Raw genomic sequence first — 12,367 nt, 5'->3', positions numbered from 1 at the left:
TTAGAGAACCTCGAGGACCCGCTCGACGGGTCGACCGATCCGCGCGCCCTTCGGCGTCTCGACGATCGGCCGTTCGACCAGCACCGGGTCTGCGACCATTGCGGCCATCAGAGTCTCGTCATCGGCGTCAAGCAACGCCTTGGCGGCCGGCTCCTTTGTCCGCAGCAGACCGCGCACGCCATCGCCGGTTGCACGGCCAAGCCGCTCCAGCGTCGCCCTGTCCCAGCCGACCTTCATGTAGTCGACGACGATCGGCTCGATTCCGCGCTCTCGCAGCAGGGCCAGGGCGTTGCGCGAGGTGCTGCACGTCGGCTTGTGGAACAGGGTAACGCTCATGCCCGCCTCCCCATCACCTGCAGAGCAAGCGCGCCCTGCAGGGCGGCGACATAGATGACGCCGCAGACGATGGCGGCGATCCAGGACAGGAGGGTCAGGCCCATCGGGATCCCGGTTTCCGGCATAGATCCCAGCAGCATCATGCCGACGCTGGACACCAGGCTGTAGAGGGTCAGCCCCAGCATGATCATCGGGATGGCGCGCGTCTTGTAGCGCCATTGGACGAAGGCCAGCGCGCCATAGAGGACCACGGTGACCAGGGCGCCGAAGCCGAGGGCATAGGGCGTGACCACCTCCATCATGGCCTGCTGCATCGCGACCTCTTCGGTGCTCAGGTTCATGGCGGCGTACTGCTGATCCATCATCCGGGCGAAGTTGTCGGAGGTGAACATCCACACCGAACTCGGCACGCTGGCGGCCAGAGCCAGAAGCAGGCCCAAGGACATGGCCTGCGCAGACCGCCCGGCCTCAGCCTGGTCCGCCGGCTTGTGCAGCGGATTCATGGCCTTCAGCCATCGGGTGATCATCGAATCCGCCATCGTCGTCGTCCTCAGTTCGGCGCGGAACCTAGCGAGGTCGGGGGCTGACGGCAAAGGCCGCCTTCACCTTTTGCTCGCTGCCGTTTAGGGTCGGGCCATATGCAGATACATCCCCAGGATCAGATCGTGCTCGACCATGTCGCGGCGCGCGGCGACGCCATTGTCGCAAGAGCGGTGGGTTGGGCCGACATCAACTCCGGCAGCCGAAACGCCGCCGGGCTGGACGCCGTGCTGGACCTGCTGGAGGCCGAGGCGCGCAACCTGCCGGCCCAGGTCGAACGGATCGCGACGCAGGGCTCCACCACCGTCGGCGACGACGGCGCGGTCCAGGCCGTGGCTCACGCCGATGCGCTGAAGATCACCAACAGACCCGATGCCCCGATCCAGGTCATCCTGACCGGCCACTACGACACCGTCTTCCCGACCGAGAGCGGTTTCCAGACGGTGACGACGCGCGCCGACGGCGCCCTGAACGGCCCCGGAATCGCCGACATGAAGGGCGGCATCTCGGTCATGCTGGCCGCGCTGGAAGCCTTCGAGACCCACCCCCAGCGTGAGCGCGTCGGCTGGACCGTGCTGCTGTCGCCCGACGAAGAGATCGGCTCGCCGGCCTCCGCCCCCCTGCTGGCCGAACTGGGCGCTATGGGCCACGTCGGCATGACCTATGAGCCGGCGCTGGCCGACGGAACCCTGGCCGGGGCGAGGAAGGGCAGCGGAAACTTCCACCTGATCGTCACGGGCAAGGCGGCCCACGCCGGGCGCGCCTTCGATGAGGGCAGGAACGCCGTCGCCGGCGCCGCCATCATCGCCGCAGCCCTGCACGGGCTGAACGGCCGGCGCGAAGGCGTAACGGTCAATGTGGCCAAGATCTCGGGCGGCGGGGCCCTGAACGTCGTCGCCGACAACGCCGTGGTCCGCTTCAACGTCCGCGTCCCCGACGCCCAGTCCGCGGCCTGGGTCACCGATGCGGTCGCCGACATCGCCGCGACCCCGCCTTTCGACGGGCTGACGCTGGACCTGCACGGCGGCATGACCCGCGCGCCCAAGCCGATGGACGCCAGCCAGACCGCCCTGTTCGAGGCTGTCCGCCAGACCGGCGCCCTGTTGGGCCAGACCATCGCCTGGAAGCCTTCGGGCGGCGTGTGCGAAGGCAACAACCTGCACGCCGCCGGCCTGCCAAACATCGACACCCTGGGCGTCCTGGGCGGCGACATTCATTCGGATCAGGAGTTCGCCTGGCCCGCCAGCTTCGTCGAGCGCGCCCAGCTCAGCGCCCTGATCCTGTGCAAGCTGGCGTCGGGCGAAATCGACGGCCTGAAACTGAAACAACTGCGTCTGGAGACGATGTAGGATGCTCGTCGTCAGACCCGCGGCTCCGGCCGACCTCGATCACCTGCTGGAACTGGCCATCCTGTCCGGCCCCGGCTTCACCAGCCTGCCTGAAGACCCGGATCAACTGGTCGAGCGTCTGGACCTCAGCCGCGACAGCTTCACCGCCGCCATCCCGCCCCGGGAACGCTGGTACACCCTCATGCTCGAGGAGACCGACACCGGCGACATCGACGGCATCGGCAGCGTCAAGGCCGCGGTCGGGCTGAAACGCCCCTTCTTCTCGTTCCGCCAGATGTCGAACACGGCCCAGTCGCCTTCCTTGGACATCAAGCTGGAGCACCAGACCCTGGTGCTGGTCAATGAATGCAGCGGCTGGACCGAGGTGGGCTCGCTGTTCCTCAAGGCCGACCGGAGGAAGGGCGGCGCCGGGCGTCTGCTGAGCCAGTCACGCTACATGCTGATCGGCGCCGAGCCGGATATGTTCGCCGAAAATGTCCTGGCCGAGCTGCGCGGCGTCTTCACGCCCGACGGCGCCTGCCCCTTCTGGGATCACGTCGCGCACAAATTCTTCCCCATGCCCTTCGACCAGGCGGACATGATGACGGGCTCGACGGACAAGCAGTTCATCCTCGACCTCGCCCCGCGCCACCCCATCTACATCGACCTCCTGCCCGAGCCCGCGCGCGCCGTGATCGGCAAGGTGCATCCGCAAGGCGTGCCGGCCATGGCCCTGCTGGAAAGCGAGGGCTTCCGCACCAACGGCCTGATCGACATCTTCGACGCCGGCCCGACCGTCTCGTGCTCGCGCGACAACATCCGCACCGTCCGCGACGCCCGCAACCTGACCGTCGCCCTCGCCGACGAGGTCGAGGCCGAACTGCCCAGCCTGATCTCGACCGACAGCATCGGCGGCTTCCGCGCCGTCCGCCAGAAGGTCGGCCTGGCCGGCGACGTCGCCACCCTGTCGGCCGAGACCGCCGACGCCCTGAAAGTCCGCGCCGGCGACACTGTCCGCGTAAAGGCCTGATCCCATGACACAGTTCACCTCCACCAACCCCGCCACCGGCGAAACCGTTTGGGAAGGCGAGGCCGCCACCCCAGCCCAGGCCGCCGCCGCCGTGCAGGCCGCTCGCGCCGCCTTCCCCGACTGGGCCGACCGCCCGCGTCAGGACCGCATCGACGCCGTGAAACGCTATCAGGCCGTCCTGAAGCGCCGCGCGCCCGAGATGGCCGAGGCCATCAGCCGCGAAACCGGCAAGGCCCTGTGGGAGACCACCGCCGAGCTGGGCTCCATGGCGGGCAAGGTCGACATCTCGATCCGCGCCTATGACGAGCGGACCGGCGAACGCACCGCCGACACCGCCTTTGGTCACGCGACGCTGCGCCACCGCCCGCACGGCGTGGCGGCGGTGCTTGGCCCGTTCAACTTCCCCGGCCACCTGCCCAACGGCCATATCGTCCCCGCCCTGCTGGCGGGCGACACCGTGGTCTTCAAGCCCTCGGAAGAGACCCCCCACACCGGCCAACTGATGGCCGAATGCCTGGCCGAGGCCGACCTGCCGATCGGCGTATTCAACCTGCTGCAGGGCGGACGCGAGACCGGGGCGGCCCTGCTGGACCAGCCTATCGACGCCCTGATGTTCACCGGCTCTGGCGCAGCAGGCGCCCACTTCCGCAGGAAGTTCGCCGACGATCCCCACGTCATCCTGGCGCTGGAACTGGGCGGCAACAATCCGCTGGTCGTCTGGGACGCGGCGGATGCTGAGGCCGTCGCCGGCATCGTGGTCCAGTCGGCCTTCGTCACCACCGGCCAGCGCTGTTCGTGCGCCCGCCGCCTGATCCTGCCCGAGGGTCCGCAAGGCGACGCCATCATCGAGGCTGTCGCCGCCCTGATCGACCGGCTGATCTTCGCGCCGTGGGATTCCTCGCCCGAGCCCTACGCCGGGCCGCTGATCTCGGAAAAGGCTGCCCAAGCCGCGCTTCAGGCGCTGCAGCAACGCATCGACCTGGGCGCCAAGGTGATCCGCGCCTCGGGTCCGGTCGGCAACCTGCCGGGATCCTTCGTCAAGCCCGCCCTGATCGACGTCACCGGCCTGAACGTGCTGGACGAAGAGATGTTCGCCCCCTTCCTGCAGGTCACCCGCGTCCCGACATTCGAAGCCGCCATCGCCGCCGCCAACGCCACCCGCTACGGCCTTTCCGCCGGTCTGGTCAGCGACGATGCGAAGAATTGGGACAGTTTCATTCGCCGCATCCGCGCAGGCGTGGTCAACTTCAATCGCCCGACCACGGGCGCGGCCGGCGACATGCCCTTTGGCGGTCTCGGGGCCAGCGGCAACCACCGCCCCAGCGCCTATTACGCCGCCGACTACTGCGCCTATCCGGTCGCCAGTTTCGAGGCCGGCTCGGTCAAGAACATCGAAGGCGAGATCAAGGGACTAAGGGCGTGAGCGTCAGGGCCGTCGAAGCCAATGCTGACGGCCTGATCGGGCCGACCCACTCCTACGCCGGGCTCAGCCCTGGCAACCTGGCCTCCAGCCTGAACAAGGGCGAGGCGTCGAACCCGCGCGCGGCCGTCCTGCAAGGTCTCGACAAGATGAAACGGCTGGCCGACCTCGGCCTGCCCCAGTTCGTCCTGCCGCCGCATGAGCGGCCGAACATTCCCTTTCTGCGCAGCCTTGGCTTCACCGGGTCCGACGCCCGCGTCTTGGCGCAGGCGTGGAAGGATGCGCCCGCCTTCGCCGCCGCCGCCTGTTCGGCCTCGCCCATGTGGGCCGCCAACGCCGCGACCGTGACACCCAGCGCCGACGCCGCAGATGGCCGGGTCCACTTCACCCCCGCCAACCTGCATACCAACCTGCACCGCAGCCTCGAGCACGCCCAGACGAAGCGCGCGCTGGACGCTCTGTTCCCGGACGCCTCGAAGTTCGCCGTCCATGACGCCCTGCCCGCCGTCGCTCATCTGGCCGACGAGGGCGCGGCCAACCACGTCCGCCTGTGCGCTGACCACGGCGGTCGCGGGGTTAATCTGCTGGTCTGGGGCCGCGACGCCTTTGAGGCCTGGGACGGCCCCTATCCTGCCCGCCAGACCCGACAGGCCTCCGAGGCCATCGTCCGCCGTCATGAGGCCGGACGCCCGGTCTTGGCCCAGCAAAGCCGCGCGGCCATCGCCGGCGGGACCTTCCACAACGACGTGGTCTGCGTCGGTGCCCTGGACACCCTGTTCTTCCACGAACTGGCCTTCGAGGACACGGACGCAACCAAGGCCGCCATCCGCCGCGCCGCCGACGGCCTGTTCGAGCCGCAGTTCGTCGAAGTCTCGAACGACGACCTGCCCCTGGCCGACGCCATCAGCTCCTATCTGTTCAACTCCATGCTGATACAGATTCCGGGCGAGGACCGCCTGACCCTGATCTGCCCGACCGAGACGCGCGACAACGCCCGCAGCCATGCGGTGGCGCAAGCGCTCGCCGCCTCCAACGGTCCGATCGGCCGGGTCGAGTATGTCGATGTGCGACAGTCGATGCGCAACGGCGGCGGCCCCGCCTGCCTGCGCCTCCGCGTCGTCCTGACCGAGGCCGAACTGGCGGCGACCAACCCCGCCATGCGGATGACGGACGAGCTCCACGCCCGCCTGTCGATCTGGGCCGCCACCTGGTATCGCGACAGCCTGACCGCCGCGGATCTGGCCGATCCCGCCCTGATCGACGAGACGCGGGGCGCGCTGAGCGAACTGACCGACATCCTCGAACTCGGCGACGACTTCTATCCGTTCCAGAGCGCAGGCGCATGACCGACACAGCCGCCGCGCCCATCTCGGCGGCACGCCGTCTGCGCAACATCATCGGCGGCTCTGCGGGCAATCTAGTCGAGTGGTTCGACTGGTACGCCTATGCGGCCTTCACCCTGTATTTCGCGCCCGTCTTCTTCCCCAGCGACAACGCGACCACCGAATACCTTCAGGCCGCCGCCGTCTTCGCCGTCGGTTTTCTGATGCGGCCCATCGGCGCCTGGATCATGGGCGTCTATGCCGACCGCAAGGGACGAAAGGCCGGGCTGACCCTGTCGGTGACCCTGATGTGCACCGGCTCGCTGATCATCGCCTGCACCCCCGGTTACGCCACCATCGGCATCGCCGCCCCGGCCCTGCTGCTGTTCGCCCGCATGATGCAGGGGCTCAGCGTCGGCGGCGAATACGGGTCATCGGCCACCTATCTGTCCGAGATGGCCACGGCCAGGCATCGCGGCTTCTGGTCCAGCTTCCAGTACGTGACGCTGATCTCGGGTCAGCTGCTGTCGCTGATGCTGCTGATCTTGCTGCAGAACACGTTGTCGGAAACGGCCCTGTCGTCGTGGGGGTGGCGCATCCCCTTCTTCGTCGGCGCCGGGCTGGCGGTCATCGTCTTCTGGCTGCGTCGCGGGCTGGACGAGACCCGCGCCTTCGATTCCGAGGAACGCCGCGCGGCGCCGAAATCCAGCGCCCTGCTGCTGGTGCTCAAGCATCCGAAAGAGGCGCTGCTGGTGCTGGGGCTGACGGCCGGCGGCACGCTCGCCTTCTATACCTACACCACCTACCTGCAGAAATTCCTCGTCAACACGAGCGGCTTTTCCAAGACCGCCGCCACCGAGATCAGCGCCGCCGCCCTGGTGATCTTCATGCTGCTGCAACCCGCCGTCGGCGCTCTGTCCGACCGTATCGGCAGAAAGCCCGTGATGATCGCCTTCGGGGTGTTGGGCATGGTCTGCACCGTGCCGATCATGACCACCCTGGCGACCACCACCAATCCGTTCGCCGCCTTCGGACTGGCCCTGGCCGCCCTGGTCATCGTCTCGGGCTATACGGCCATCAACGCCGTGGTGAAGGCCGAGCTGTTCCCGGCCCATATCCGGGCTCTAGGCGTCGCCCTGCCCTACGCCATCGCCAATGCGGTGTTCGGCGGCACGGCCGAGTACGTGGCCCTGTGGCTCAAGATCGACGGGCGCGAGAGCCTGTATTTCTGGTACGTCACGGTGATGATCGGCGTGTCCCTGCTGACCTTCATCTTCATGCGCGACACCAAGCATAAGAGCCTGATCGTCCACGACGACTGACCTATCCTTTCGTCATTGCCCGGCTTGACCGGGCAACCCAGCAGCCTGCTCCAGCAGGACACTGTGGCACTGCCGATCCCTTCCGAGATATCGCCTCAAGAGGTCGCCTTCGGCGCCGCTGGGTCCCCCGGTCTCGCTGCGCTCGCCGGAGAATGACGAAAGAAAGCGTAAGATCAGGCGGCGAAACGCCCGCCTCTTGCGGCATAGGTCTGCGTCCCGTGCGTCAGCACCCGGTCCTGCGGCAGGACCACATCGACCGGAAGGTCCTCCGATCCACGCAGGCGGTCATAGATGGGGCCGAAGTCCTGGAGCGTGTCCCACTTCAGCTGTTCGATGGAGTCGATGACGAAATAGACCTGCTGGAAGTCGTCGATCCGGTACAGGGTCCGCATCACCCGCTCCATGTCGAAGCCGATCCGGTTGGGCGACGGATCGTCCAGGGCGAAGACGCTCTCGGTCGCCGACGACACGATGCCGGCGCCATAGATCCTGAGGCCCTGTGGTGACTGCGCCAGGCCGAACTCAACCGTGTACCAATACAGTCGCGCCAGTTGCGGCAGCAGGCCCAGCGACGCCGCCCTTTGCCCGCCCTTGCCATAGGCCTGCATATAGTCGGCGAAGTCGGGGTCAGTCAGCATCGGCACATGGCCGAAGACGTCGTGGAAGATGTCGGGTTCCTGAATATAGTCCAGCTGATCCGGCTTCCTGATGAACTGGCCTGAGACGAACCGGCGGTTGGCCAGGTGGTCGAAGAAGACATCGTCGGGCACCAGTCCGGGCACGCAATGCACGGTCCAGCCGGTCAGGGCCTTCAGCTTGGGGTTCATCACCGCAAAGTCGGGAATGCCGCCGGTGTTGAGGTCCAGGGCGTTCAGCCCGTTCAGGAAGGCGTCGGACGCCCGGCCGGGCAGGATGGCCATCTGGCGCGCGTACAGTGTGTCCCAGGTGTCGTGTTCGACCTGCGTATAGGCGTCCCAGTTCTGGTCGATGGTCCAGTCGGCCGCCGCTCCGGGCGGGGGCGTATCGAAGACGTGTTCAAAATCGGACATGGGCGGTCTCCTCGACGGCAATCTAGGCCCGGCGCAGGACCCCGCCAAGCGCGGCCGCAAATGCCCGTGTCAATGGATCGGCTGGGCGCGCGGCGCGTGGTGGCCCGCGTCGTCAACGGTGAACCACCGGGCGGCCTCTTCGGGCGAGAGGCCCTTCACATTCGGATCAAGCTCCAACACGTCCTCGGCGGCATAGACCAGAAAGCCGCTGTCCTCGCCCATGGCAAGAACGCGATAGAAGGGCTGGTTGCAACGCTCCGCGTCTGGTTGATCTCCGGCGGCGGCATAGGCGGCGTCAACGTCGACGACCAGGCCGCGAAAAGACTCGGCCGTATGGCGAACGATCTGGCCGAGACCGAATTTGGCGTGAGAAGACTGGGTCATCCCCCAACCTAGCTCCGCCAAGCTGAGCCGAATGCCCGTGCCGCCGTTCATCCCCGCTTCACATAGGCCGCGCGTCACATTCGCTTGGCGGGACGGTGTTCACAGGTCTAGGTTGATCGCGACGGGGGCCGTTTCGGCGTCCAAATGAAAGCACGGCCCATGCCGGATCCAGACGGCGCGCCTTCGGGGCGCGACGGACGGTCCCAGCGCCGGTGGCCCCGACGACAGGCTTCGACCGGCGAGACACGCCCGGACGCCAGCCCTCGGGACCCCCCCGCCGATGGTCGCGACGCGCCTCTGTATGGCGCGCTCGATCTGGGGACCAACAATTGTCGCCTGCTTATCGCCCGCCCGGCGCGGGAAGGTTTTCGCGTGGTCGACAGCTTCAGCCGCATCGTTCGCCTGGGCGAGGGTCTGTCCCGCACCGGGCGACTCGATCCGGCCGCCATGGACAGGGCCTATGACGCCCTGGGCTTCTGCGCCGAACGGATCGCGCGCAAGGGCCTGTCGTCCAACCGCCTGACCGCCGTCGCCACCCAGGCCTGTCGCCAGGCCGAAAACGGCCAAGCCTTCATCGACCGGGTCCGCAGCGGCACCGGCCTAGACCTGCGCATCATCGACCCTGCCGAAGAGGCGCGCCTGTCGGTCGAAGGCTGTCTGAACCTGTTCGATCCCCGGGCCGAAGCCGCCCTGGTCATCGACGTGGGCGGCGGTTCGACCGAACTGTCATGGCTGAGGCGGCGAGGCCGAACGATGGAGACGGTCGCCTGGCTATCGGCGCCTCTGGGCGTCGTCACCCTGGCCGAGCGCCATCCCGAACCGGCCCAGGCCGGCGTCGAATGGTTCGAAGCCATGGTCGCCGATATGCAGGACGCCATGACGGCCGGGGGTTTCGCCGATGCCGAATTCCAGCGCCTGTTCGACGAGGGCCAGGGCCATCTGGTCGGCACCTCGGGCGCGATCACCAGCCTGGCGGGGGTTCACCTGAACCTGCGGCGCTATCAGCGGGACCGGATCGACGGCCTGTGGATGACACGCCAGGACTGTGTGGCGGCGGTCGAGCGACTGAAGGCCATGGGCCCCGCAGGTCGCGCCGCAGAGGCCTGTATCGGCCCGGATCGGGCGGATCTGGTGCTGGCGGGCGCGGCGATTCTCGAAGCGGTGCAGCGCGCCTGGCCCTGCGAGCGGGTGCGCGTCGCCGACCGGGGCCTGCGCGAAGGCCTGCTGTTGCGCCAGATGGCCCATGATCGCCAGAAGGCGCACCGACGTCGTCGGCGTGGGCGGCCTCAGGCGGCGGGGGCGGCCGCTCCCGAAACCTGAACCGGCAGGGTGATGTCGCAGACCGAGAAATCGGCCCCGCGCGCCGCGCGGGTCTGTTCCAGCAGGGTTCGGAAACCCGCCGAGCCCGTGTCCATCACCTGAACCACGGGACGATCCGCCTCGGGCAGGTCGGACGCCATGCGAACACGCGTCATCCGGTCGGGCGCGACGACCATCCCGCCGTCGCCCTCGCCCACCTTGATGGCGCGCACGACGTCGAGGCCCGAAAGCACCACGCCCCACACCGTGTAACGCTTGTCCAGCGACGGATAGGGCTGGCGCATCAGGAAGAACTGGCTGTTGGCGGTGTCGTTGCCCTCGTCGCGCGCCATGCCGGCCACACCGGGACAATAGACGCCCCAGGCATGGACCTTGCCGTCCGCCGTCGTGGCCATGTTGGCGTCGGGCTGGGTCATGACGGGCAGCGAGCGGATAAGGCCGACCTGGGCGCCCGCCGGGGCGGCGACGGCGGCGAACGGCATCGAGACGTCGCGCCGGAAAGTGAACTCGCCGGGCAGGTCGGGATAGGCGCTCTGGCCCTCGCCCGTACCCAGCGGGTCGCCGGTCTGGGCCATAAAGTTGTCGATCACCCGATGCCAGAACAGCCCGTCGAAGAAGCCGTTGCGCGCCAGAAGCCGCATCCGCTCGACGTGCAGGGGCGCGGCCTCGGGCGCCAGTTCGACCAGGACCCGGCCCTTGGTGGTGTCGATCACGAGCAGGTTTTCGGGCGTCACCGTCCGCATCTCGCTGACCGGCGCGGCCGTCTGGGGCGCCGCGACCGGGGCCGTTGCCGGGGCCGCGTCCTGAGCGGTCGCGACGGCCGGAACCAGCATGGCGACGGCCAATGCCGTGATCAGTGAACGCATGGCTCGTCTCCCCGGATAGCGATTAGTTGGCGACGACCTCGGCCGGCACGTCCACGTCGCACAGGTTGAAGTTGGTGCCGCGCGTCCCGCGCTTGTAGGTTACGCGAGCAGCGAAGGCGGCGGCGCTGGGCAGCATCACGCGGACCACGGGACGTTCGGCCTCGGGCATGGATGACGCCATGCGCACGCGGGTCATAACGTCGGGCGTTTCGACGCGACCATCGTTCTCAGAGGTTCCTGCGTTCAGCGCCTTGACCACGTCCAGGCCGGAGACGATGCGGCCAAAGGGGGTGTACTGGCCGTTCAGGCTGGCGTTGGCGCCCATCATGAAGAAGAACTGGCTGTTGGCGCTGTCCAGCGCCTGCGACCGGGCCATGCCCAGAACGCCGGGGCAGAACAGGCCTTGGGCCGCCACCCGCGCATCGGCGGTGACGAACATCTGGGCGTCTGGCTGGGTCTGGATCGGCATCGAGCCAAAGACGGCGTTGGTATTGGCGTTCACGTTCGGCACGACGGCGAAATCGGCAACGCGGCCCCGGCGGAAATTCAACTCCGCGGCCAGATCCGGCAGATCGCTGCCGCCACCGCCTGTGCCCAGAGGATCGCCCGTCTGAGCCATGAAGTTCGGGATCACTCGGTGGAATTTCAGCCCATCATAGAAGCCCCGGTCTGCCAGCGTGCGGACCCGCTCGACGCTGAGAGGGGCCACGCGCGGCTCCAGTTCGGCCAGGATCCGTCCCTTGACCGTGTCGACGACCAGCAGATTCTCGGGCGCGACCAGCCGCCAGTCGGCGTCGGTGGTGACATCGGCCGGCGGGGCGGCGCGCTGGGTCAACAGCACCGACTGAGCCGCTGCGGGAGCAGCGCCTGTCAGCAAAGCTCCGACGGTTGCGATGGCCGCCAGACGGCCGAGAGAAATCTGTGTCATGCGTGTTTCTTGACCCTGGCCCGCACGCGCTCGGCGATGGCGGGACTGACGAAGCTTTCGATATTCCCGTCCAGACGGGCGATCTCCTTGACCAGTCGGGAGGCGATCGCCTGATGGCGCGGATCGGCCATCAGGAACACGGTCTCGATGTCGTCATTGAGGCGCTGGTTCATGGCGGTCATCTGGAATTCGTATTCGAAGTCGGCGACAGCCCTCAGTCCCCGCACGATGACCTGGGCGTTCAGTTCCTCGGCGAAGTGCATCAGCAAGCTGGAGAAGGGCTGGACGACGATGTCGCGACCCAGCTTCGCCACTTCGCCCTGGACCATCTCGACGCGCTCGGCCGTCGAGAACAGAGGACCCTTGTCGTCATTCTGCGCCACGCCGATGACCAGCCGGTCCACCAGCTTTGTGGCGCGACCAATGATGTCCATGTGTCCATTGGTGACGGGATCGAAGGTCCCTGGATAAAGCCCAATACGCAAATTCGTCCTCCCGGCCCAATGTCCGCTTAGCAGGTGC

Annotated in this window: 13 protein-coding genes; 6 read left to right on the top strand and 7 right to left on the bottom strand. The window is 67.7% G+C overall.

The window, feature by feature from the left end; translation table 11 throughout:
• The gene (locus tag ACO05L_RS06070) at positions 1-336 is read right to left on the bottom strand and encodes an arsenate reductase family protein (RefSeq protein WP_421731276.1); all 336 of its coding nucleotides are present in this window, start codon (positions 334-336) and stop codon (positions 1-3) included.
• Positions 333-875 carry a hypothetical protein gene (locus ACO05L_RS06065; RefSeq protein WP_421731275.1) on the bottom strand — a complete coding sequence of 181 codons (543 nt, stop codon included), beginning with the start codon at positions 873-875 and terminating at the stop codon, positions 333-335. Before ACO05L_RS06065 ends, ACO05L_RS06070 begins: the two co-directional genes overlap by 4 nt.
• Positions 876-974: 99 nt before the next feature.
• On the opposite strand from ACO05L_RS06065, the gene ACO05L_RS06060 reads away from it, so the two are divergent.
• Genes ACO05L_RS06060 through ACO05L_RS06040 form a run of 5 tightly spaced genes read left to right on the top strand, consistent with a single transcriptional unit; the run spans position 975 to position 7,298 of the window.
• Positions 975-2,225, top strand: coding sequence for a hydrolase (locus tag ACO05L_RS06060; RefSeq protein ID WP_421731274.1), 1,251 nt, complete (start codon positions 975-977; stop codon positions 2,223-2,225).
• A gap of 1 nt (position 2,226) precedes the next feature.
• On the top strand, positions 2,227-3,234 hold the full coding sequence (locus ACO05L_RS06055; protein ID WP_421731273.1) for an arginine N-succinyltransferase: 1,008 nt from the start codon (positions 2,227-2,229) through the stop codon (positions 3,232-3,234).
• Positions 3,235-3,238: 4 nt separating this feature from the next.
• Positions 3,239-4,657: a succinylglutamate-semialdehyde dehydrogenase gene (gene astD, locus ACO05L_RS06050; protein WP_421731272.1), complete on the top strand. Its 1,419-nt coding sequence runs from the start codon at positions 3,239-3,241 to the stop codon at positions 4,655-4,657.
• Positions 4,654-6,000, top strand: a complete 1,347-nt coding sequence (astB, locus tag ACO05L_RS06045) for an N-succinylarginine dihydrolase (RefSeq protein ID WP_421731271.1) — start codon at positions 4,654-4,656, stop codon at positions 5,998-6,000. The genes astD and astB overlap by 4 nt, the downstream gene beginning before the upstream one ends.
• On the top strand, positions 5,997-7,298 hold the full coding sequence (locus tag ACO05L_RS06040) for an MFS transporter (protein WP_421731270.1): 1,302 nt from the start codon (positions 5,997-5,999) through the stop codon (positions 7,296-7,298). Before astB ends, ACO05L_RS06040 begins: the two co-directional genes overlap by 4 nt.
• Positions 7,299-7,471: 173 nt before the next feature.
• Here ACO05L_RS06040 and phhA read toward each other — a convergent pair whose 3' ends face one another.
• Positions 7,472-8,347 carry a phenylalanine 4-monooxygenase gene (phhA, locus tag ACO05L_RS06035; protein WP_421731269.1) on the bottom strand — a complete coding sequence of 292 codons (876 nt, stop codon included), beginning with the start codon at positions 8,345-8,347 and terminating at the stop codon, positions 7,472-7,474.
• A gap of 69 nt (positions 8,348-8,416) precedes the next feature.
• Complete coding sequence (gene hspQ / locus ACO05L_RS06030; RefSeq protein WP_421731268.1) at positions 8,417-8,731, bottom strand: heat shock protein HspQ; 315 nt, start codon at positions 8,729-8,731, stop codon at positions 8,417-8,419.
• 159 nt (positions 8,732-8,890) lie between these two features.
• Between hspQ and ACO05L_RS06025 the strand changes: the two genes are divergently transcribed.
• On the top strand, positions 8,891-10,051 hold the full coding sequence (locus ACO05L_RS06025) for a Ppx/GppA phosphatase family protein (protein ID WP_421731267.1): 1,161 nt from the start codon (positions 8,891-8,893) through the stop codon (positions 10,049-10,051).
• On the opposite strand, the gene ACO05L_RS06020 is transcribed toward ACO05L_RS06025, so the two are convergent.
• From ACO05L_RS06020 to coaD, 3 genes are read right to left on the bottom strand one after another with little or no spacing between them, the layout of a single operon-like run.
• Positions 10,018-10,917, bottom strand: a complete 900-nt coding sequence (locus tag ACO05L_RS06020; protein ID WP_421731266.1) for a peptidylprolyl isomerase — start codon at positions 10,915-10,917, stop codon at positions 10,018-10,020. The two genes, ACO05L_RS06025 and ACO05L_RS06020, sit on opposite strands and share 34 nt — an antisense overlap.
• A gap of 22 nt (positions 10,918-10,939) precedes the next feature.
• Positions 10,940-11,845 carry a peptidylprolyl isomerase gene (locus tag ACO05L_RS06015; protein WP_421731265.1) on the bottom strand — a complete coding sequence of 302 codons (906 nt, stop codon included), beginning with the start codon at positions 11,843-11,845 and terminating at the stop codon, positions 10,940-10,942.
• Positions 11,842-12,330 (bottom strand): pantetheine-phosphate adenylyltransferase, encoded by a 489-nt coding sequence (gene coaD / locus ACO05L_RS06010; protein WP_421731264.1) that lies wholly within the window; start codon positions 12,328-12,330, stop codon positions 11,842-11,844. The genes ACO05L_RS06015 and coaD overlap by 4 nt, the downstream gene beginning before the upstream one ends.
• Positions 12,331-12,367 lie beyond the last annotated feature (37 nt).

This window comes from Brevundimonas sp., from assembly GCF_965227765.1.
Taxonomy (GTDB): domain Bacteria; phylum Pseudomonadota; class Alphaproteobacteria; order Caulobacterales; family Caulobacteraceae; genus Brevundimonas.
Note: the sequence above shows the minus strand (reverse complement) of the source record. Positions and strands in the feature narration are given on the sequence as shown.

What these genes read in the sequence shown, in the direction of transcription:
- ACO05L_RS06040 (WP_421731270.1), top strand. Translation starts at nt 5,997, where the DNA reads ATGACCGACACAGCCGCCGCGCCCATCTCGGCGGCACGCCGTCTGCGC.
- astD (WP_421731272.1), top strand. Translation starts at nt 3,239, where the DNA reads ATGACACAGTTCACCTCCACCAACCCCGCCACCGGCGAAACCGTTTGG.
- phhA (WP_421731269.1), bottom strand. Translation starts at nt 8,347, where the DNA reads ATGTCCGATTTTGAACACGTCTTCGATACGCCCCCGCCCGGAGCGGCG.
- ACO05L_RS06070 (WP_421731276.1), bottom strand. Translation starts at nt 336, where the DNA reads ATGAGCGTTACCCTGTTCCACAAGCCGACGTGCAGCACCTCGCGCAAC.
- ACO05L_RS06065 (WP_421731275.1), bottom strand. Translation starts at nt 875, where the DNA reads ATGGCGGATTCGATGATCACCCGATGGCTGAAGGCCATGAATCCGCTG.
- ACO05L_RS06015 (WP_421731265.1), bottom strand. Translation starts at nt 11,845, where the DNA reads ATGACACAGATTTCTCTCGGCCGTCTGGCGGCCATCGCAACCGTCGGA.
- ACO05L_RS06025 (WP_421731267.1), top strand. Translation starts at nt 8,891, where the DNA reads ATGCCGGATCCAGACGGCGCGCCTTCGGGGCGCGACGGACGGTCCCAG.
- ACO05L_RS06060 (WP_421731274.1), top strand. Translation starts at nt 975, where the DNA reads ATGCAGATACATCCCCAGGATCAGATCGTGCTCGACCATGTCGCGGCG.
- ACO05L_RS06020 (WP_421731266.1), bottom strand. Translation starts at nt 10,917, where the DNA reads ATGCGTTCACTGATCACGGCATTGGCCGTCGCCATGCTGGTTCCGGCC.
- hspQ (WP_421731268.1), bottom strand. Translation starts at nt 8,731, where the DNA reads ATGACCCAGTCTTCTCACGCCAAATTCGGTCTCGGCCAGATCGTTCGC.
- ACO05L_RS06055 (WP_421731273.1), top strand. Translation starts at nt 2,227, where the DNA reads ATGCTCGTCGTCAGACCCGCGGCTCCGGCCGACCTCGATCACCTGCTG.